At 48.5% G+C, this 21,652-nt stretch carries 19 protein-coding genes; 10 read left to right on the top strand and 9 right to left on the bottom strand.

The features are described from left to right. Positions 1-85 precede the first annotated feature (85 nt). From hmpA to arfB, 3 genes are all read left to right on the top strand, one after another. Positions 86-1,270: an NO-inducible flavohemoprotein gene (gene hmpA, locus BZG74_RS05915; RefSeq protein WP_077771770.1), complete on the top strand. Its 1,185-nt coding sequence runs from the start codon at positions 86-88 to the stop codon at positions 1,268-1,270. 143 nt (positions 1,271-1,413) lie between these two features. Continuing rightward, a complete protein-coding gene (locus tag BZG74_RS05910; protein WP_077771769.1) occupies positions 1,414-2,109 on the top strand; it encodes a pirin family protein in 696 nt (231 codons plus the stop codon). Positions 2,110-2,203: 94 nt separating this feature from the next. Then, the gene (arfB, locus tag BZG74_RS05905; protein WP_077771768.1) at positions 2,204-2,617 is read left to right on the top strand and encodes an alternative ribosome rescue aminoacyl-tRNA hydrolase ArfB; all 414 of its coding nucleotides are present in this window, start codon (positions 2,204-2,206) and stop codon (positions 2,615-2,617) included. Between the two features lie 5 nt (positions 2,618-2,622). Here the strand turns inward: arfB and BZG74_RS05900 are convergent, their stop codons facing one another. Then, positions 2,623-3,624, bottom strand: coding sequence for a GGDEF domain-containing protein (locus BZG74_RS05900; RefSeq protein WP_077771767.1), 1,002 nt, complete (start codon positions 3,622-3,624; stop codon positions 2,623-2,625). Between the two features lie 85 nt (positions 3,625-3,709). Here BZG74_RS05900 and BZG74_RS05895 point away from each other — a divergent pair, with 85 nt between their 5' ends. The 4 genes from BZG74_RS05895 (at position 3,710) to BZG74_RS05880 (ending at position 9,154) form a co-directional block, all read left to right on the top strand. Beyond that, complete coding sequence (locus tag BZG74_RS05895) at positions 3,710-4,759, top strand: linear amide C-N hydrolase (RefSeq protein WP_077771766.1); 1,050 nt, start codon at positions 3,710-3,712, stop codon at positions 4,757-4,759. Positions 4,760-4,808: 49 nt separating this feature from the next. After that, entirely contained in the window at positions 4,809-5,417 is a 609-nt protein-coding gene (locus BZG74_RS05890) for a bifunctional 4-hydroxy-2-oxoglutarate aldolase/2-dehydro-3-deoxy-phosphogluconate aldolase (RefSeq protein ID WP_077771765.1), read from the top strand. 157 nt (positions 5,418-5,574) lie between these two features. Then, positions 5,575-7,500, top strand: a complete 1,926-nt coding sequence (locus BZG74_RS05885) for a RecQ family ATP-dependent DNA helicase (protein WP_077771764.1) — start codon at positions 5,575-5,577, stop codon at positions 7,498-7,500. A gap of 226 nt (positions 7,501-7,726) precedes the next feature. Further along, complete coding sequence (locus BZG74_RS05880) at positions 7,727-9,154, top strand: transporter substrate-binding domain-containing diguanylate cyclase (RefSeq protein WP_077771763.1); 1,428 nt, start codon at positions 7,727-7,729, stop codon at positions 9,152-9,154. 3 nt (positions 9,155-9,157) lie between these two features. Here the strand turns inward: BZG74_RS05880 and BZG74_RS05875 are convergent, their stop codons facing one another. Both BZG74_RS05875 and BZG74_RS05870 read right to left on the bottom strand, forming a co-directional pair. Continuing rightward, the gene (locus BZG74_RS05875) at positions 9,158-9,343 is read right to left on the bottom strand and encodes a DUF2798 domain-containing protein (protein WP_227486448.1); all 186 of its coding nucleotides are present in this window, start codon (positions 9,341-9,343) and stop codon (positions 9,158-9,160) included. 287 nt (positions 9,344-9,630) lie between these two features. Then, the gene (locus BZG74_RS05870) at positions 9,631-10,878 is read right to left on the bottom strand and encodes an aromatic amino acid transport family protein (protein ID WP_077771761.1); all 1,248 of its coding nucleotides are present in this window, start codon (positions 10,876-10,878) and stop codon (positions 9,631-9,633) included. A gap of 436 nt (positions 10,879-11,314) precedes the next feature. On the opposite strand from BZG74_RS05870, the gene BZG74_RS05865 reads away from it, so the two are divergent. After that, a complete protein-coding gene (locus tag BZG74_RS05865; protein WP_077771760.1) occupies positions 11,315-11,551 on the top strand; it encodes a nucleoside hydrolase in 237 nt (78 codons plus the stop codon). A gap of 86 nt (positions 11,552-11,637) precedes the next feature. Here BZG74_RS05865 and BZG74_RS05860 read toward each other — a convergent pair whose 3' ends face one another. The 5 genes from BZG74_RS05860 to BZG74_RS05840 form a co-directional block, all read right to left on the bottom strand. Next, on the bottom strand, positions 11,638-13,221 hold the full coding sequence (locus BZG74_RS05860) for a S8 family peptidase (RefSeq protein ID WP_077771759.1): 1,584 nt from the start codon (positions 13,219-13,221) through the stop codon (positions 11,638-11,640). A 374-nt stretch (positions 13,222-13,595) separates the two neighbouring features. Then, positions 13,596-14,099: a hypothetical protein gene (locus BZG74_RS05855; RefSeq protein WP_077771758.1), complete on the bottom strand. Its 504-nt coding sequence runs from the start codon at positions 14,097-14,099 to the stop codon at positions 13,596-13,598. A gap of 126 nt (positions 14,100-14,225) precedes the next feature. Further along, positions 14,226-14,567, bottom strand: a complete 342-nt coding sequence (locus BZG74_RS05850) for a hypothetical protein (protein ID WP_131825621.1) — start codon at positions 14,565-14,567, stop codon at positions 14,226-14,228. An 11-nt stretch (positions 14,568-14,578) separates the two neighbouring features. Further along, complete coding sequence (locus BZG74_RS05845; RefSeq protein ID WP_077771756.1) at positions 14,579-15,898, bottom strand: NAD(P)/FAD-dependent oxidoreductase; 1,320 nt, start codon at positions 15,896-15,898, stop codon at positions 14,579-14,581. A gap of 110 nt (positions 15,899-16,008) precedes the next feature. Next, positions 16,009-17,445: a coniferyl aldehyde dehydrogenase gene (locus BZG74_RS05840; protein WP_077771755.1), complete on the bottom strand. Its 1,437-nt coding sequence runs from the start codon at positions 17,443-17,445 to the stop codon at positions 16,009-16,011. Positions 17,446-17,756: 311 nt separating this feature from the next. On the opposite strand from BZG74_RS05840, the gene BZG74_RS05835 reads away from it, so the two are divergent. Beyond that, complete coding sequence (locus BZG74_RS05835) at positions 17,757-18,752, top strand: chemotaxis protein CheV (protein ID WP_077771754.1); 996 nt, start codon at positions 17,757-17,759, stop codon at positions 18,750-18,752. 95 nt (positions 18,753-18,847) lie between these two features. Here BZG74_RS05835 and BZG74_RS05830 read toward each other — a convergent pair whose 3' ends face one another. Further along, positions 18,848-20,230, bottom strand: coding sequence for an alanine/glycine:cation symporter family protein (locus BZG74_RS05830; RefSeq protein ID WP_201247354.1), 1,383 nt, complete (start codon positions 20,228-20,230; stop codon positions 18,848-18,850). A 402-nt stretch (positions 20,231-20,632) separates the two neighbouring features. Here BZG74_RS05830 and trhO point away from each other — a divergent pair, with 402 nt between their 5' ends. Further along, on the top strand, positions 20,633-21,613 hold the full coding sequence (trhO, locus tag BZG74_RS05825) for an oxygen-dependent tRNA uridine(34) hydroxylase TrhO (protein ID WP_077771752.1): 981 nt from the start codon (positions 20,633-20,635) through the stop codon (positions 21,611-21,613). The last annotated feature ends 39 nt before the right edge of the window (positions 21,614-21,652 follow it).

The raw sequence follows: 21,652 nt of genomic DNA, 5'->3' as shown, positions 1-21,652 counted from the left end.
TTCTTAGCCATTTTACATTGACCTAAACATGCATTTTAGATACAACTTAAACATGCATTAAGTATACATGTTTAGAGAGACGCGAATGTTAAGCCAACAAACCATTGATATTGTTAAATCAACTGCCCCTGTGCTCGCCGAAACTGGCCCGAAGCTGACGACCCACTTTTACCAAAGACTGTTCCACCATCACCCCGAGTTAAAGGACATTTTTAACCTCCGCCACCAGCAAAATGGCGATCAGCGGGAAGCGCTGTTTAACGCGATTTGTGCCTATGCACAGAACATCGACAACTTGCCCGCTTTACTGGGTGCGGTAGAGAAGATTGCTCACAAACATACCAGCTTGCTGGTCCAAGCCGAGCATTATCCGATTGTCGGTCAGCATTTATTGGCCACCATTGATGAGCTCCTTTCGCCGGGACAAGCCGTGCTTGATGCATGGGCTGAGGCCTATCAAGTGCTCGCGGATGTATTTATCGCCAAAGAGCAGCAGCTTTATGAAAATAGCCACGCCCAAATCGGTGGCTGGCAAGGGCAACGAGCATTCACGTTGATTGAAAAACGCCCCGAGAGTGAACAGGTCACCAGTTTTGTGTTTGCCCCTCAAGACGGTGAGCCCGTCGCACCTTTTACGGCCGGGCAATACATTGGCATTGTCGTGAATCATACCGGCTTTGAACATCAAGAAATTCGCCAATACAGTTTGTCACATGCGCCTAACGGCCAGCATTATCAGATCTCGGTAAAACGGGAGCCACAAGGTCAGGTCTCCAATTACTTACATGACGAATTAGCCGTTGGTGGCACTGTGATGCTCACCCCACCGGCGGGCGATCTCAAACTGAACGTGGATCCGCATACACCCGTGGTATTAATTTCTGGCGGGGTGGGCGTAACGCCAATGTTAGCGATGCTGGAAAGCCTGACCGAACATGACGCGCCCGTCACTTGGCTGCATGCGACCGAGAACGGCAAACTGCATGCTTTCAATCATTCTGTCCGCACCCTCGCGCGTCAGCACGCGCATATTCAGACGCACATTTGGTATAACCAACCTCAACCCACGGATACGCTTGGACAAGACTTTGATCATACCGGATGGATGGATCTCACTGCGGTGAGCAATACGTTCAGTCCAGCCGCGGTACAGGTGTATCTCTGCGGCCCAGTTGGCTTTATGCGCCATATTCAAGCGCAACTTCGCGAGCTTGGCGTGCCTGACGAACAGTTCCATTATGAGTGCTTTGGGCCACACAAAACCTTGTAGTGCGTTTTTAAGCTAGGGTTATTCAGCTTTTTAGAACAAGATGCTCAATCTTACGCCGTGTTCGCACGGCGTTTTTGTTTCTACACTGCATTTATTGTTCAGCGTTACCGCTGTTCAACATCGAATTAGTGAGGAGAAGCATTATGATCACCGTCCGTCATGCCAGCGATCGCGGTCAGGCCAACTTTGGCTGGCTACAAAGTCGCCATACTTTTTCATTTGGTAGCTATTACGATCCCCATCATATGGGCTTCTCTGCACTGCGAGTGATCAATGATGATATCGTCTCGCCCGCCGCAGGCTTTGATACCCACGGACACCGTGATATGGAAATCATCAGTCTGGTGCTGGAAGGGGAAATCGAACACAAAGACAGCCAAGGCAACCGACAAACCCTACCCGCTGGCGAGTTCCAGCTGATGTCGGCGGGGCGCGGTATTTATCATAGCGAGTATAATGCCTCGTCAACCCAAGCCTTACGCTTTCTACAAATCTGGATTGAGCCCAATGAGCAAGGCGGAGAGCCGGGCTATCAGCAAAAAGATTTTGGTAAGCAGGCTGGCTTTACCATTATCGCGACCCCAACAGGGGAAGATGGCACCTTACACATCAAACAAGATGCGCGTTTGCTACAGCTTATTCTACCGCCCAGTGAATCGGTCACCTTGCCATTGGAGGCTGGACGCCATGCCTATGTGCATCAGGTCGCGGGCACGCTCGACGTTGAAACGACATCTCTGGCCCCCGGTGATGGCGCAAAAATTGAAGATATCCATCACGTAACCTTCAGTAATAAGAGCAATGAAACCAGCCAAGCTCTGGTGTTTGATCTCCCCTAACGCTCGGACTCAGCCGCCCTGGCCTGCCGGTCTATTTGCGCCGCAGGCCTTATTCTGGGTACACTGCGCCCTTTCTTTATACATGAGAGGTTGAATGCTCACTCTATCGAATAAGGTGGCGATTCCCGACAATGAAATTGAGCTCACGGCCATCCGCGCCGCAGGGAAAGGCGGGCAAAACGTCAACAAAGTATCGAGCGCCATTCATCTACGCTTTGATATCCAAGCCTCGTCACTGCCTGATGCGTACAAAGCCAGATTAATGGCTCTGTCTGATTCGCGCATCTCCAAAGAGGGCGTCGTGGTAATAAAAGCGCAAAACTATCGCACTCAAGAATTAAACCGAGAGGATGCGCTAGAGCGGTTGCAGGCGTTACTCAAAAGCGCGATGGTAGAGCAGAAAAAACGTAAACCCACTAAGCCCACCAAAGCCTCACAACGTCGCCGCGTAGACGCCAAGAAACGCAAAAGCCAAACCAAAGCGCTGCGAGGCAAAGTGGCGCCTTAACCGTTTCACGCCACCACTTTATTCCGACCACCTGCTTTCGCCGCATACAAATTCGCATCCGCTTGACGATTAATTTCTTGAGCACATTTTGATGCCTCGCTTTGCGTGATCCCGATACTGACCGTGACTGGAATGGCGCGCTGCTGATAAACAATGGGGGTTTTCGCAATACGCTTGCGGATTCGCTCTGCCATCGCTAGCGCATCATGATGAGAAACACCTTCTAATAGAAGACAAAACTCCTCTCCCCCTTGCCGGAATACATTGTCACTCCCCGCGACCTCAACCATGGTGTTCACCACCGATTGCAACACGACATCGCCGCCATCGTGGCCATATTCATCATTAACCGCTTTAAAATGATCAATATCCAGCACCAAAAGATGAAACCCAGCTTGCTGATCTTGTAATGTTTTATAGCGATGCTTCAACGCGAGGCGGTTATTAGCTCCAGTTAGCGGATCACACGTAGCCAGTTTACTCAGTTTATTTTCCGCCAGTACGCGATTGATTTCATAGGCATGTGAGACAACGGCAATGGTGACGTAACAAAACGAAAAGTTAAGCATCATGGTTATCATGTCGAAATACTGCTCAGTATTAAACTGAAAAGCGATATTAACCATTTGGATGAGAAATAAAGAAGCAGTGGCCAAAAATCCCGCTTTGTGTCCTAACAGCAGGTAATAAATAATGGGAAAAATTAACGTCCAAAAGAACACGCCAGTGTCCGTTGGCTTCAAAACCGTTCCCGCAATCACTAACAGTGTCAAGCTGGCCGACATGATGTATTTGTGGCCATTAAAAATGGTCGTTTTAGCGGTCTGTCGATATACATGCCAAGAGTAAAGCGCGTACAGCATCACAAAAGAGGCATAGATATAGCTTTGACTAACAAGTACATTACCGATCGCCACCAAGACCGCTAAACCACCCACACCCAGGCTTAATCCTTTAAGCACTTTGAGGCGCAACTCAGAACTGCTGTTGAGTTCACTCACTTCCATTTTCATTCTCGTATAGGTCAATCTTTTAACATCAGCTATCATAGCCTGGATTGATTAACATGTTAATAACAAAGGCATCAATGGTATGTGCACACGCATCTTTAACAACCTTAATCCACAGTATCCTATCACTGCGCGCAATATGGACTGGTTTTGGCCGATTAATACCTATTTCTATCGTTTCCCAAAAGGTATGAAAAGTCGAGGACTGGACGCGAAGTCTGCTAGCCAGCTCGGTATTCGTAAGCAGCAGGTACTACAATGGCGCTCGGAATACGCAAGTCTCGTCACTGTCATGGGTAGTGACAAGCAAGGTTATGCTGCCGTGGACGGCCTCAACGAAGCCGGATTAGCCGTGAATGGCCTATATGACTCAGATGTCAGTTACGGGCCGGCAACCGGAGACGGACAATTTTTGAGTGCTAACCGCTGGGTGCAGTTTGTATTGGATTGTTTTGCCAACGTTCATCAAGTGATTCAGTTTTTTACCTCAAACACGATCACCATCGTTTCAGAACGCTTACCTGATACATCGGACACCGACTCTCATTTGCATCTATCACTTTCCGATGCCGATGGAAATGCCGGAGTTATCGAAGTGCGAGACGGCGCTTTTCAACTCTATGAAAGCCATGACGATACTGTTGTCACCAACCAACCCGACTATAAAACACAGCAAACGCTGAAGGCTTACTGGACTTATACGTGGGGCCTTGATCCCAACAATCCTATTGCTCACCCGGTTTATTCAGCACCCGGCGGCAACAGTGCTACACAACGCTTTGAACGAGCCAGCTATTACTTAACCTTTAGCCGGCCCGCGCAAAACCAGTGTGAAGCGGTTTATCAAGCACGTTCGCTCGTGGCTACATGCTCCGTTCCTGTCAATTTTAACCCTTATCACACAGAAAAAGCGTCTTACACCATTTGGACTAATGTGGCTGATCATCGTCAGCATGTTTATTACCTTGCCAACACCTTGACCATGGATAGCGTATGGATACACTTTTCACCGGACCATCAAGACTGTCAGCGACTGCAACTCCAAAAAGAAAAATCGACAAAGTCCGTCTGCCCAGTTCAATCGGGTGATGTGAGTCGCTATCTCACGCTATGCGAGAACCCGTTTCAATAGTGACTTTGTGACTGTCTCGCTATTAAGCGTTTTACTGTAAGGGAACCCTATGACTGAACTGAATCAACGCCTTAAGGCAATTCGCATCGTGCCAGTGATTGCGATTAACAATGCGGATGATGCCGTGCCGCTCGCCAAAACCTTGGTAGATAATGATCTACCGTGCGCTGAAATTACCTTTCGCACTGACGCCGCCGCCCGTGCTATTCGTCTCATGCGCGATGCCTATCCCGATATGCTGATTGGTGCCGGCACGGTACTCACTGCAACCCAAGTCGACGCTGCGATTGACGCAGGCGCCGATTTTATTGTCAGCCCTGGGCTTAACCCAACCACAGTGAAACATTGCCAACAGCGCGGTATTCCTATCATCCCCGGGGTCAACAACCCCAGTTTAGTCGAGCAAGCCATGGAGCTTGGGCTGGATACGTTGAAGTTTTTCCCCGCGGAAGCTTCAGGCGGCATCGCGATGTTAAAAGCGTTATCTGCCGTGTACCCCGTGAGTTTCATGCCAACCGGCGGCGTGGGTGAGGCGAATGTAAATGATTATCTCGCGTTGCCCTCAGTACTTGCATGCGGCGGTACCTGGATGGTGCCCGGCAAGTTGATTGACGCGCGCAGCTGGGATGACATCGCAGCATTGGTTAAGGCGTTGTAATCACGCTTTTCTGAGTTAGAAAAGGTTCTCCGCTTACTCAATAGAATGGGGTTGCTCGCACTCACGCTCTCTTGTGCTTGCAACGTTAACACGTCGTCGATACCGTCTCTTCCCTTGTTTATAAAAACCACTAGGTTAAAAAAGGGGGAGAGGCGGCATGTTGACACAAGCACTTGAGCACATTTTTGGGTTTTCATCATTTCGAGCAGGGCAAGAATCGGTCATTGCTCAGATAATGCAAGGAGAGTCAGCCTGTGCTATCTTTCCTACCGGTGCGGGTAAGTCATTGTGCTATCAACTGCCCGCCACACAACTGCCTCACTTAACCTTAGTGATTTCACCTTTATTAGCGCTCATGCATGATCAAATCGCATTTATGCGCCGTAAAGGTATTGTTGCCGCTACCATTGATTCCACACAGACCCCCGAGCAAACTAAACAAGTGATGGAGCAAATCCGTCGCGGCGACATCAAAGTCCTGATGATTTCGGTCGAACGGTTAAACAACGAACGTTTTCGCCAATTTATCACCCCTATCCCCATCTCTTTACTGGTCATAGATGAAGCACATTGCATCTCAGAGTGGGGCCACAATTTTCGCCCTGATTACCTCAAACTCCCTGCTTATCGAGAGCAATTAAATATCCCGCAGGTATTGCTTCTCACCGCAACTGCAACCCCAGCGGTGGTCGAAGACATGCAGCGAAAGTTTGCCATTCCGTCAAACAACACCACGTTGACCGGCTTTTATCGTCCAAACCTTCACCTGAATGTGATCGCTGTAGAGGAAGTGCAAAAACGACAAGCACTGATTGAGCAGTTGCAACCTGATCCCCATTTGCCGACTGTCATTTATGTCACTCAGCAGCAAACCGCCGAGGATGTAGCCCAGTGGCTACAAACCCAGCATATCCCCGCGACGGCTTACCATGCCGGTATGAGTCACGACACCCGCGTGTCGATACAAGAGGCGTTTATGGCGGGCCGTTCGCCGTGTATTGTCGCAACCATCGCCTTTGGGATGGGGGTCGATAAGGCTGACATCCGGCGTGTCATCCATTTTGACTTGCCTAAATCGATCGAAAACTATAGCCAAGAAATTGGCCGCGCAGGGCGAGATGGCCTTCGAGCAACGTGCACTGTGCTCGCCAATCAGTCGAGCCTGAATGTACTGGAAAATTTTATCTACGGTGATACACCCGATAAGGCAGCGATTGAGGGGCTGTTGCAAGAAATAAAACAAGCAGGTCAACAATGGGAAGTCATGCTCCATAGCCTGTCACGGATGTATAATATTCGCCTTTTGCCTCTTAAAACGCTGCTGGTTTATTTGGAAATGGCCGGCGTGATCACCAGCCAATACAGCTATTTTGCCGATGTGAAATTCCAATGTGTTGAGTCGCCAGCAGCCATTACGGCTAAATTTCAGGGCGAGCGGCGCGAATTTGTTGTCCAACTATTTGCGTGCGCGGTCAAAGCTAAAACCTGGTACAAAATGGATTTCCAGCAATTGTGGCAACGCTTTGGGGCAGAAAGAAAGCGTGCGTTAGCAGCACTGGACTATTTTCACGAGCAAGGTTGGATAACACTTGCCACCCAACAGGTCACGCAAGTCTTTTCGATCAGTCCCCATGAGATTGATGTTCCAGCGCAAGCCGAACAATTGCATGCCCTTTTTGCTAAAAAGGAAGCGAGCGAACTGGCCCGCATCAACCAATTACTGGCTTTATTGGCCTCTTCAACCTGTATTAGCCAGCGTCTTGCCGACTACTTTGGCGATCACGCAGCGCCAACCACCTGTGGCCATTGTTCCGTATGCCAAGGACATATTGCTCAGCTACCCCCACGCCCTGAGTTACCCGCGATCGATGTACAGGCATTATCATCATGGTGCCAGCACTTCGCCGTCGCTTGCGATGCAACGCCAAGTCACGCGGCAACGACACGCTTTTTACTCGGCCTGTCTTCACCGCTTCATACCAAAATCAAAGCGAAGACAATACCCGGTTTTGGCGCCCTTGCGTCGTATCCGTTTCAAACGGTCAACGCTCATGTGCTCGCTGAGCACGGGGCCAAACAGTAACAGATTAACAATGTGGCGCACCCAGCTTAGCAACGCCCGGAGCGCCACCTCATACCGTTAATATTGCCCAAATCGGGTGCATCAACACCAACGCACTATCCTCTCAATCTTGCGGAAAAAGTGATATTTATCCCCAGCCGCTAATGTTTTGTTCATATACTGGTAGTAATGGGCGCGTGCATTGGGCGCCATTATTTCTAGCCATTGCCAGATTCAAGGGTTGTTTATGCGGCATTCTGGGGTGTTATCTGTGGTGACTCGTGTCATCGTTGCGGTTCTGAGCGTTGGCGTCCTCTTGACCATCACGCTGGGTGTTGACGCTGAGCAAAACCAACAGTCCAAGTCGCAAAGCCCTGTTTTAAAAGTGGCGAACTCGCATGCTTGGCGACCATTTTCCTACCTTGACCGCAATCAAGAGCCAAAAGGGATCTTGATCGATTTTTGGAAAGAATTTGGCAAACGTAACGGCTATCAAATTGAGTTTGTGTTAACTGATTGGCAGCAATCGATTGATGCAGTACGAAGCGGTCAAGCCGATGTTCACGCAGGCTTACTTCGCTCGCCAGAGCGGTTAGCGTTTATGGATTTCGGCACCCCCCTTTTTAGCATCGATACGCAAGTGTTCTTCAGCCAAGCTCTCACGGGCGTATCGGCGGATTATGTGTTAGCGGGCGAAACCGACCACGCAGTCGGTGTTGTGCAAGGCGGGTACGAAGAAGAGTTTATGAGAACCGAATTTCCAGATGTAACGCTGCAGCTTTTCCCGAATAATCAAGCCATGCTTGATGCAGCGTTATCTGAAGAAATCCAGGCATTTGTCGCCGATCTGCAAGTGGCCAATTATCACCTTTACACCACCAGTAACAATAATCTGTTTATCCCCGTCAGGCACCTCTATACAGAAATGTTGTATACCGGTTTTGCGAAAGGGAGAACGGCATTACTCAATCAGGTTGATAATAAATTTGCTTGGCTCAACGATGACACCAAGCGGCGGCTACTCAACCGCTGGGTGTATTACGATGTCGAGACTGTCTATCCGGCATATTTGTTACCAACGCTAATCGCCTTTGGGGTGATGATTGTCATCAGCTATATCGTGTTACTGAAAAGAACGGTTAAACAGAAAACCCGCGCATTACAAGCAGCCAACGATTTATTGCAAGACCAGGCCATTACCGACTCACTCACCCATCTTCACAATCGACGTTACTTTTATCAGTGCTTATATGGGCAGATGCGTAAAGCAGAAGGAATGACGTTGATGGTGTTTGATATTGATGATTTCAAAGCCTTTAATGATGGCTTTGGTCATGCACATGGCGACGAAGTACTTTGCTTTGTCGCTCAAACAGCACGAAATCTATTGCCCAATGACGCCGTGGTAGCTCGGATCGGTGGCGAGGAGTTTGCCGTATTGCAGTATTTTTCTTCCGCTGAACGCGCACTCGCGCAGGGCAAACTTTTATGTGAGGAAATCTCAAGACAAAGCCTTGCTTTGTTTAACCACCCGTCGATGCCCGTCACAGTGAGTTTAGGCGTGGCTTATTACCCTAACGGCATGCCACATTGTGAAATTGTTGATGCGGATAAAGCGATGTATCAAGCTAAAAAGCAGGGCAAGAACTGCGCCGTTCTCAACGTGTTCGATTGATCTTTAATCGCGACTGCATAACCACTGCGCTAAACGCTGTACATGCTTTGACGAGAGAAAAATAATGGTGAATGCGATCGGCCAAGCGACGATAAAAGCCTCAACCCAACGCCAAACAAACCCATCACTTAACCCAGTATTCACAGCCGTAATTACCGCTGTCATCAATGTCACCATTAACACTGACATTAAAAAAGGCGCAACAAAAGGGAAAAATCGTTTAGGCAGCATAGCGACCTTTACATAAGAAAAAACTAATATTTAGACTTTAGCGATACAAGAGAAAAATAGCAAGTACTGTTAGTGGTCTCTTAATGCATTGTTGAAGGAGAGTTTAAGGGAGGGTTGTCAGTCACTCTCCATAAAATTCAGTAGTGACGACTCACCATATGAAGCCGTGATCGCGTTTTTTACTTGCGCTTAGAGGCCTAAAAGCGCCCATTGGGCGCTTTTAACAGGTTATAACGGATTCTTCATTAGCCTATCAAGTTATAAAGCAACGCTGAAATCGCCAGCATGCCGGTGACAAAGATAAAGTACGTACCCGCTTTGCCGCGATACTGCGCCAGCGCTTTGACTTTGTAGGCCGCAACCGTTGGCATAATAAATAGGATCATCGCAATCACAGGCCCAGACAATGCGCCCATCATATCGAGGATGCTGGGGTTAATCACCGCACACCACCAAATAGCAAAAAACATCACCACCACGCCGAGCTTATCGGCCTTTTTATAAGTGAGTTTGCTATGTTTGGTGACCAGGCCGTTCAGACTTTCGCGTGCACCGAGGAAATGCCCCAAAAACGATGATGTGATAGCAATAAAGGCGACCAAAGGCCCTAAGGTGCCAATAAATGGGTTTTGGGTGACATTAGCAAGGTATGAGAGCACAGACACATTTTGCGCCTTCGCTTCCGCCATTTGTGCCGGGGTGAGGGTCAACACGCACGAGAAAACAAACAGGAGTACAAAGGCAACTAACATCACGCCCGCGCGTTTAAGAATTTGCTCTGACTTGCCTTGGGCATCATCACCATAGTGACGGCGCTGAATATTAGCAAAGCTAGAAATCGCCGCCGCATGGCTGAACGAGAAAATCACCACTGGCACGGCGAGCCATAGATTCATGCCCAGTTCTCCCATCCCGGGCATAGCGAGGTTCGGTGCTTGCCATGATGGTATTAGGTAAAAAGACAAAAACGCCAAGATAGCAACCAGCGGATAAACCATCGCCGCAAATGCACGCAGCATCAGGCGCTCGCCGCCCATCATGATCGCAATCATACCAGCGACTAACACACCAGAAAGCATTACGCGGTTTGGCGACGCCCACCCGAGCTGATTAACCAAAAAGCTATCAACTGTATTGGTCAGCCCAACGCCATATATCAACAAAATGGGGAAAATAGAAAGGAAATACAGCATGGAGATCAAACGGCCTGCATGACTACCGAAGTGTTCGGCAACCACATCGGTGAAATCGGCATCTTTGTGGCGCGACGACAGCACAAAACGTGCTAGGCCTCGGTGAGCCATAAACGTCATCGGAAACGCCAGTACGGCCATAATCATGAGCGGCCAGAAGCCTCCCATCCCAAGATTAATCGGGAGGAACAGGATCCCAGCCCCCACCGCGGTACCGAATAAGCTCAAGGCCCAATGGGTATCATGTTGGGTCCAACGGTGCGATACACTTTTTGAGGAGATATCTATAGTCTGGTTCACGTCAAACTCTCTTAGTTATAATATTTTGTGCGGTTGCATAGTAGCGAGTTCGACTTAAAGTATCACATAAATGTAATAGACATATGTCCTAATTGTTTTGTTAAAAACTTGTCATATAATCTAGTTAAAAATCAAAAATGCAGCTTATAACACCAATAAAACACCACTTAATTGAAATTAAAAACTAAATTATCAAGCAAAGGTAGATTGATTGAATTGTTTGCAAAATAATGCAACAACCACATTTTCGTTCGCAACATGTTGACAATGTGTAACAACTCATCTCTCAGTTTTTGATGATAAATTATTCAACTGTTACATCTCGCTCGTGCAAGCGCTTAGCAATTAGCGAGGGCGATCACACGCTGTGAGTGACAAGACGTTTATCCTGTGCTGAGCAACATGCACTCCAACTCAGCGATAGGCCAGCTTATGCGTGAACCCATTATTATCGACTGCGATCCCGGCCATGACGATGCTGGTGATGCCTGACCTCTTCCAGTGTGAATCACTATGGGTGGGTGTCGAGACACAAGGGACGTTAACCACTGGAATGACGGTCGTCGACCGCTATCACGTCACGAGCAATCTCGCAAATACCGAGGTGGCAATGGCCGTCGATCGAAAGGGCTTTATCAACTTGCTATACGATTGCTTGCGCCAATACCACTAAAAAGCGCGGCTTTGTGCCGCGCTTTATCGTCATCTTGGGTCATAAAACGGTTTCGGTCATAACGCGACCGCCTTAGCTACAGTGCATTAGTATCGCGCTGTCACACTGACACCGTTAAAAGAAGTGTAACCATTAAGCATCACGTGATAGCGACCATTTTGTGTGCTTTGCACGGTACACACTTCACTATTGCCGTAATTGTAAGGGCGACAGTCCCAGTTATTTAAGGTTGGCTTCGACCCATGGCGTAGGTATAGATCTGCATCACCTGACCCGCCACTGATGTTGACTGTTAGGCGTTGCCCTGCATCGACATCAACATAAAAGAAGCGCTGCGCACCTTGTGTCCCAGAGATACCCGTGACTGGCTGGCCATTTTTCAGCTCATTTGTTGGCCCTGGCGTCGGGTCACAATCAGGCTCGCAACTGCTATCCGCTTGGCTGTAGAGCAATTTGTTAACCGACCCACGAGGATCGCTAACTTTGTTGACGCTGGCACGGTTACTGATCAAGCCCGCAAGTTGCGCAGGTGACAGGCTACTATTTTCTTGTAAATACAAAGCAGCGACACCGGCAACATGAGGTGTGGCCATTGAGGTACCGCTGATGGTGCGATAACCACCGTCATACCAGGCAGATTTGATTTGCGAGCCTGGTGCAAATACATCAAGACAGCTGCCCCAGTTTGAGAAGCTAGAGCGATGATCGCTGCTGGTGGTTGAGCCCACAGTGACGCCACTTGGCTCACGAGCCGGTGAGCTGTTACAGGCGTCGGCGTTGGAATTACCAGCCGCCAGCATAAAGCTCACACCCGATTGCACCGCACTGGCAACCGCCCGATCCAGTGCTGTAGATACGCCACCACCTAAGCTCATGTTTGCCACCGATGGTCCACTGGCATTAGCAGCCACCCAATCAACCCCACCAATCACGCCGGACGTTGAACCTGAACCACTACAGCTCAGCACTCTCACCCCAACAATATCGACATTTTTAGCGACGCCATATTGGCTACCACCGATAGTGCCGGCCACATGGGTGCCGTGACCATTACAGTCTGACGCGTCATTATCGTTGTCAACAAAATCATAGCCAGAGCGAGCACGACCACCAAACTCTACGTGTGATGTTGTCACACCTGTATCAATGACATACGCCGTCACACCTGTGCCATCAAAATTGGTGCTGTAATTGTTATCCAAAGGCAGGTTACGTTGGTCAATGCGATCCAGTCCCCACACTGGGTTGCTCTGATTGGCGTTTGGGGTGATTACTGGGTCCAACGAAATCGTCTTATCTTGCTCAATAAAATCAACTTGCTCGTCCATACGCAACGCGCGCAGTTGCTCTAGCGTCAATTTGGCTACAAAGCCACTCAGCGAGCGATCAAACACTTTCTCAACTTTAACCGCGTGTTGGTTGACCATGCTTGAGACGGTCTGCTGCGTGAAGGTTTGTAGCGCTTGTGGATCGTCGCTGAGCGTCATCGGCTGTTTGAATACCACAATGTATTGGTCTTCAATCCCCTGCTTGTCTGACGCGACAACCAGTGGCGCTAGCGTTTGCTGCTGAGAGATCGCTTGTTTACCTTCTTCCTGTTTTGCGAGTGCTGCAGGCGATGCAGCGACTAATGCTGATGCAATACAGCAGCTAAGAACATTCTTTAACATATTGTATTCCTTACAATGGTTAAACGTATCAAAAATTAATTGCCTACAAATAACAACAAGCACGTTTATAAAGCTATGCATCAACAGCAATTTTTTCCGCAGAGAAAATCGCTTTATTTGTTCAATCTACCAGCATTATTTACTATTACATCAGCAGCATGAATATTAACTTTTTGTTTACAAAGTGTTTGTGTAGGCCATCCGTGAGTACTTAACACTTTTTTACTAAAAATGATTGATGAACAGTTCTTTGATGTTGCTCACAACCAAAAATGAAAGTGAATTAGCACATGCAGTTAGAGAGTGAGATTGATTGGCATAAAAAAGCCAGTGACGGAGCACTGGCCGGTAAGATAATCGGTGTTCAACCTGATTTAAGTTGGCTGCTCATGAACCAATACGCCGCCCTCAAGCGCCCCCACCAATACATTCGGTACGTCAGCTTCATCAGAGGTAACAGCAATACGCGTACCCGGTCCAATCGCTGAGATAGGGGCAGCCATCATCAAAGGGCCACGCTCCCCGTCATCAACAAGCTTCCACGATGGCGCGGCTGCCGCATGATCATTGGCATATAGCCGACACTTGTTTCTGTCAGGTTCAATTAAACAGTCCAAGCCATATTCAATGTCGTCATAAAAAAACGACCACTGATAATAGCCCGCGTTGACGCTGCAAGGGGTTTTGATAAAACTCAACGCCTCTGCGTTATCTTGGGTTAAGGTAATAAAGCGCTGCGCATCCGGCACCATCGCTAAATATCCCAGTGATTTGCCATTGGCATCGGTAACCGCGAGCTTTACCTCTTGCTCAACCATCGCGCGCTCATGATCACCAATGTCTGGCAACATGGAATCGGGTTGTACTGAAAACGCCATTGTGTCGCTCCTTTGGTTGCTTTGCACCACTTTTAACAGTTATGTAACAACCAAAGATATAGATCAATTTCTCGGAAAAGTTTAGGGATTTAATTGCACGCTATGTTGATGAATCGCTCGATCCGATCATTGTGCCCGTTGGCCGAACAATGACGTTGCTTGTGGCTTCAAAACGATCGCAGCCAATATCATAGTGTAGAGCGTCGCACCTATCGCAATCATGATTAACATCACCCAGTCTGCGGCACCATTAAGCATCGCAAGTTTGGAGCCCGTTAACGGTGGTGCTGAAAGTGCACAGACAAGGCCGACTACAATACTGAACACAAAAGCGCGCTTGGCGCTGCGCAAAGAAAAGCGACGAAAAATCACTAACGACACTATGGGCAAACCCAGTAAAAGTAATAACCATCCCCAGTAAGGAGCGGCTGAATACAGTATTACGGTAAAAATTGCGTCAAGAGTCATGTCCGCCTCCATTAAATTTTTCCATCCAACATCGCTTGATAGGCTGGTAACAACATTTGTTCTTTCATTACCCAAGCCATCCACGTTTCTTCTGTTGGACTAATAAACGGGAAAGAAGGGAGTAATTTGCCACCGTAACCGAACTCAGCCAGAATCGCTTTGCCAAACCCAGTGATCAATGGGCAAGAGGTATATCCATTGAACTCAGCCTCTAAAGGCTTATCGTTCAGATAACTTAAGAGGTTTGCCTCAACGATGGGAACTTGTTTTTTTACACTTGCAGCCGTTTTCGATAGCGGAATACCGGTCACATCACCGATACCAAATACATTGGGGAAAGTGGGATGTTGTAGCGTATATTGGTCCGCTGCCATCCATTCACCCTTATGAGGACCATGGTCCCAAACAAGATCACTATGCTTAATCACATCGGGGGCACTCATGGGAGGCACGACGTGGATATAATCATACTCTTCGACCCGTGTTTTCCCCGTCGCTGTGAGTGAGAAGCGTGCTTTTTTATTAGTCGGGTCGATGCCAATCAACGTTTTCTGATCAGCAATGTCTACCCCTTGGTTACCAAAGCGTTCCATGACAAAGTCGTTATAAACGGGAATAGAAAACAATCGGTCTTTAAACGGCGTGGCGAAGTTCACATCATATGCTTGACGGTGGCCAGTCTGCTCAAGACGTGCAAGCGAGGTAAAGGTCATTTTAAGTGGTGCGCCTGCGCACTTGATTGGTGTTTCAGCAAGAGTAAATATGGCTTTGCCCTCGCCTCTATTCATAAACTGTTTAAACGCTGTATCCGTTGCCAGTGCACCTTCTGGCCCCGGATAAACACTACCAATACCATGCTGACCGATAAGACGTTCATCCATTCCCTCAATGTGGGTGTAATTAAGTTGGGTGCCCATGGCAACAACCAGTACGTCATAGCTGAGCGTAGTTCCATTCTCAAGTACGACTTTTTGTTGTTCAGGTAAAAACGCACTGGCATTTTGTTGGTGCCATTTTATACCAGCAGGTAACCATTGTTCTGTTGTTGATAGGACTTGGGATACTTTCCATAACCCAGATGCCACCAAAGTTTGCCCAGGCTGATACAGATGACGCTGTCTTGCACCGACTAACGATATTTGATCGGTAGAAAGGTGTTGCACAAGGCGATTAGCCAACGAGATACCGGCAGCACCATTCCCGACAATAACGATCTTGGCGCGAGTTTGAGCGCGTGAGGGTAAGCTTGCCGGCATCAAGCTTATCGCGCCTGCGCCTGCCAGTAGTTTTAAAAATCGGCGCCGCTCTAGATTCGAATTTTGATACGACATGACCACCCCTTACTAATTAAGACATAACTTAATTAGTAGTTTCGAATCAAAATGAGCGCAACACCATTAAATAGCTTTTGTGGCTTTATTCACAATTCAATCAAGAGTCACTACCGCATCAGCCACCAGCGCATTAAGCGTTTGTACCAGCGGTTATACGGCGGTTTGACTAAAAAGCTGGTGTCCCATTTATCACGGGTCAGGACGGTTTTACTGTGGCTAAAGGTGTAAAAGCCTTCAATGCCGTGGTAATGCCCCATGCCGGAATCGCCAATGCCGCCAAAAGGCGCATCTTCGGCAGCGACATGGAACAAGGTTTCATTAATCCCCATACCGCCGGCGTGAAGCTGTGTGGTGACCTGCGTGCGTATCTCAGCGTCATTGCTCATCAAATATAAAGCAAGCGGCCGTGGACGCGCCTGAATATAACTCAGGGCTTCAGAGAAGTCTTGATAGGTGACAATAGGTAGGAGCGGGCCAAAAATCTCTTCTTGCATCACCCGCATGTCATCGGTGACGTGGGTTAGCAGCTGGGTCGGCCAGCGCTGATTTTCGGCGGTCGGCACGGTTTGCTGGTCGAGCGCACACCAGCGACGCGCCCCCTTATCGAGCGCATCTTTCAATGTTTCCTCTAGCCGCGTCGCTTGAGTTTGATTAATGATCTGGCTGTAATCTGGGTTGGTTTCAAAGTCTGGATATAGGGCTCGGAACGCGCGTTGATAGGCATGGATAAAGGCCTCTTGGCGATGCTCAGGGCAAAGCACATAATCGGGCGCGACACATATTTGCCCAGCGTTTAAACACTTCCCGTAAATGAGCCGTGAGACAGCCACGTCCATATCAACCTGGTCATCAATGATCACCGGCGATTTCCCCCCCAATTCGAGGGTCACCGGGGTTAAATTATCGGCCGCCGCCAGCATGACTTGGCGTCCGACCTGGGTTGAGCCAGTAAAAAAGAGGTGGTCGAACTCCAATTCTGTAAAGCGGCGCGACACTTCAACTTCACCTTCTACCACGGCCACTTCGTTTGGGCTAAACACCTCAGCGATTAACGCGCGTAATACCCGATTGGTGTTAGGCGTGAACTCCGAAAGCTTAAGCATTACCCGATTGCCGGCCGCAACCGCACAAATCAGGGGGCTTACGGCCAGCATGATCGGGAAGTTCCAAGGTACAATAATCCCAACCACCCCTTTGGGTTGTTGGTGCACCACTAATTGCGTTCCCAGCAGAGTTATCCCAGTACGCCGCTTTTGTGGCTTCATCCATCGCTTTAATCGACGACGGGTGTAATCAATCTGGTGCAGCAAGGGCAAGATGTCGGCAATTTCAGTATCAACGGGCGCACGGTAGCCGTAATCGTCGCTAAGGGCTTGTTGTAACGCAGGCGATTTTTGCTTGATCGCCTGACGCAAGCGCAGCAGCGCGTCGCGACGATGGCTGTACTCTAAAAAAGGACACTGAGACACCTGCTCTTTTTGCGCGTCGAATGTCTCACGCATCTCTTTAACCGTTTCCAACCACTGTGAGCCTGGCTCCGTCATCCTTGCCTCCTCTTTTCGCGATACACCACTTCTTCATTGATGACATAGTCTCACCAACAACGCAACTGGGCATGCTTCACGTCGTTGTGCGGGTATAGCGACCACGGCTTACGCTGCCCGTCTGAGTCTTGACATGTTAAAGCCTTGTATCTTTATCCCTGTTATTCATCACGTTTTTAGCGCCATAGCCCACAGAAAGCAGCTTGGTTGTATAGCAAATATTGTCGCTTTATTGATCTCAGGCTTATACTGAAACAAACTCAGTTTAACGCCAGCTTTATTCGCTGATATCGAAAGGAAATGTGGTAGGCATGAACGACGAGCCAACAAAGAACGAAATATTGACGGAAAGTGGTACGAATGAGCTAGAGATCATTGAGTTTCACTTAATCAAGCAACTTCCTGACGGCAGTACCAAAACCTGCTACTACGGTATCAACGTTGCCAAGGTTCGCGAAGTTATTCAGGTTCCAGAAACCACTGACTATCCAAATGCACAGTCGCACATGATTGGAGTGTTTTCATCACGCGATAAACTCACCCCACTGATCGACCTCGCAGGCTGGCTGGGCGTTCCCACTCGCCCCGAAAAAGACAACAAGTTCGTGATCGTCACCGATTTTAACAACATGACCAATGGCTTTTTGATTGACAGCATCAGCCGCATTCACCGCATTTCCTGGGAAGCGGTTGAGTCACCGAGTCAATTCTTAGAAGCCGGCGAGCAAGATTGTGTGGTAGCCGTTGTCCGTAAAGACAATAACCTGATTATGATTTTGGACTTTGAGAAAATCATTGCCGATATCAACCCTGAATTGAGCATGGAAAAATACGATGTCACTCAGGATAGAAACGTCAATATTTCTGAGTCGAGTGCGAAAAAGCGCGAGGCAAAAACCATATTGGTGGTCGACGACTCTGCCTTTATTCGTAGCTTGATTGAAAACACGCTACGCTCAGCCGGCTTTAACATTATATCGGCCAAAGATGGTGGCGAGGCCTTTGACAAACTCACCGAATTCGAACGCATTTCCAAAGAAGAGGGCGTGTCGATCAATGAATTTGTCGATGCGATCGTGTCAGACGTAGAAATGCCACGCATGGACGGCATGCACTTAGTCAAACGCCTCAGAGAGATGGATACCTATAAAACGATGCCGATTATCATGTTCTCATCGATCATGAGCGAGGATAACCGTGCCAAAGCCTTACAATTAGGCGCAAATGACACCATTACCAAGCCTGAAATCGGTCGCATGGTGAGCCTGGCTGATACCTACGTATTCGGCGCACCACTTGATGATTAATCAACGATAAAGGCCAACATAGTGAACAAAACAAAGGCTGCACATTGGCAGCCTTTGTTAGTTTTAGCGTGACAACAAAGTTGTCAGTCAAGACATTAACTGTCGGTTACCTGTGAGCGGTGACTTTCACGGTAACGGTGGCTGGCAAAATACGTTTTAGCGGCTTGGTTTACCTTAGGCGCCAGCAGCAACGCGGAGACCATGGTGGGCACTGCCATCAGCCCATACGCCCCAATGAGGAATAAGAACACCACATCCAGCGATAATACCGCCCCCAGCACCACAAGCGATAAGTATAGGTACTTATAATACTGACCCGCCTGCTCGCCAAACAAATAGACAAAGCATTTATAGCCGTAATACCAAAATGTAAATACCGTGGTGAAAGACAACACTAACACCTGTGCCGCCAACAGCCACGCCCCTGGCGCGCCAAAGGCCGCTTTAAATGCCGCCATGGTCAGGCTAACACCTTGCATGCCCTCGGCCTGATCGAGCACACCGGTTACCAATATCACCAGCGCAGTACAACTACAGACAATCAAGGTATCAATGATAGGACCCAGGCTAGCGACTAAGCCCTCACGAACAGGCTCATTGGTCTTTGCCGCACTGTGGGCCATGACTTCGGTGCCAATCCCAGCTTCATTAGAAAAAGCGCCACGACTCACCCCAACAATAATCACACTGATCAAGCCACCAAACATCGCATCCGGTGAAAAGGCGCTGGCAAAAATGGACTGAAACACGCCAGGGACGCGCTCGGCATTGATCGCCAAGGCAGCAATCGCCATCACCATATAACTCCCCGCCATCAGGGGCACCAACGCGCCGGCAACATCAGCCACACGCTTCAAACCACCCCAAATCACCATGCCAACAAAGATCGCCAGTACAATACCCAGCGCCCAAGAGAAGGCGCTGCTCTCCAGCCAAGCGACACCCGGAAATAGCTGAGTTTGTACCACGGCACCAAGCTGGTTAATTTGGAAAGACGGTACAAACCCCATTAGACCGGCAATGGCAAACATCACCGCCAACCATTTAAATTTTGGCCCTAAACCGTGCCGAACTGTATACATGGGACCACCATGTACGTTTCCCTTGGCGTCTTTGTGACGATACATAACCCCCAGCGTACAAGTATAAAACTTGGTCGAGACGCCCAGTAATGCCGTTAACCACATCCAAAACACCGCACCCGGTCCACCGGCACTTAGCGCCAGAGCTACACCGGCAATATTACCGAGACCCAAAGTGCCGGAGAGCGCGGCAGCAAGTGCTTTGCGATGAGATAAATCACCATGGCCACTACCATCGTCCACCTTACCGGTTAACAGCTTGATGCTGTGTGCCATATAACGAAACGGGGTGAACTTACCATAAAGGGTAAAGAAGACCCCACCGCCAACCAGTAAGATCAACATCGGCTTACCCCAAATAAAGCCGACAAAGGCATTAATCCATTCTTCAATCATGTTTTGCATCCTTTCTTGATGCTTGGCTAATTACTTTGCTTGCTAGACCACTGCCTAGCCGGTGCACGCCAACTAACAAAATAATTAGACCATAAAGCAATAAACCATTCTGGCGTGACTAAAAACCCATTCAAATTAAGTCCAAATGAGGTTTCAGGCGATAAAAACACCATTTATACGTGATGTTGATCTCACAAAAATCAGACAATAATGAATAACTATCAATGCAATTTGATTTGAACACGAAGTAGCGTGCTTGACGTGTTCTACTATCAGCGAGCGCGACATTTAACCTTACTTTTATCCGGTGTTTTGCGTCAGTGGCATTCGCTATACTCCGCGCTCACGTATACACACCACCCATGCACTGGATTTACGCTCCAGCCAGCAAGAGGAAACAAGATGTCTAAATATGTCATTTGTGCCTTATATAAATTTGTCACACTCGACGACTATCAGTCTTTGCAAGCACCACTGCTTGAAGTCATGGAAGCCAACCAAATCGGCGGCACACTCCTTCTCGCCCAAGAAGGCATAAATGGCACAGTGGCCGCGACAAGAGAAAACATGGATGCGCTATTTGCGTGGTTTAAAAACGATCCACGCCTAGCGGATATTGACTATAAAGAGTCGTTCGAAGACAGCCAGCCATTTAGTCGCACCAAGGTAAAACTCAAAAAAGAAATTGTGACCATGGGGGTTGAAGGCATTGATCCGCGCCAAAGCGTGGGCACCTATGTCAAGCCAACAGAATGGAACCAATTAATCAGCGATCCAGACGTTTTAGTGATCGATACACGTAATGATTACGAAATCGAGATTGGTACCTTTGAGCGGGCTATTAACCCACATACAGATAGCTTCCGTGAATTCCCTGACTATGTCGAACAGCAGCTTGATCTGACGAAGCATAAAAAAGTGGCTATGTTTTGTACTGGTGGGATCCGCTGTGAAAAATCGACCGCTTTTTTGAAAGAGAAAGGTTTCGATGAGGTGTATCACCTAGAAGGCGGGATCCTGAAGTACCTCGAAGAAGTGCCTGAGAGTGAAAGCTTGTGGAACGGTGAGTGTTATGTCTTCGACAGCCGTGTAGCTGTTAATCACGATTTGGAGCGAGGGTCTTACGCAATGTGTAATGCCTGTCGCCTGCCCATCACGCAAGCGGACATGGAAAGCGAACACTATGAGCAAGGCGTCTCTTGCCCTAAATGCATCGACAAACACACCGACGCCCAAAAGGCAGCGTTTCGAGAGCGAGAGTACCAAGTCCGACTTGCACGAGAACGCGGTGAACAGCACGTCGGCGGTGAAGCGAGAAAGATCATTGAACAACGTCGCGCAATGAAAAAATTCCGGCGCCAACGTCAAAACCAAGATAAATAATCAGACAAAAACGGCACGTCAGACGTGCCGTTTTTTATG

The organism is Salinivibrio sharmensis (genome assembly GCF_001995985.1).
Classification (GTDB): Bacteria; Pseudomonadota; Gammaproteobacteria; order Enterobacterales; family Vibrionaceae; genus Salinivibrio; species Salinivibrio sharmensis.
Note: the sequence above shows the minus strand (reverse complement) of the source record. Positions and strands in the feature narration are given on the sequence as shown.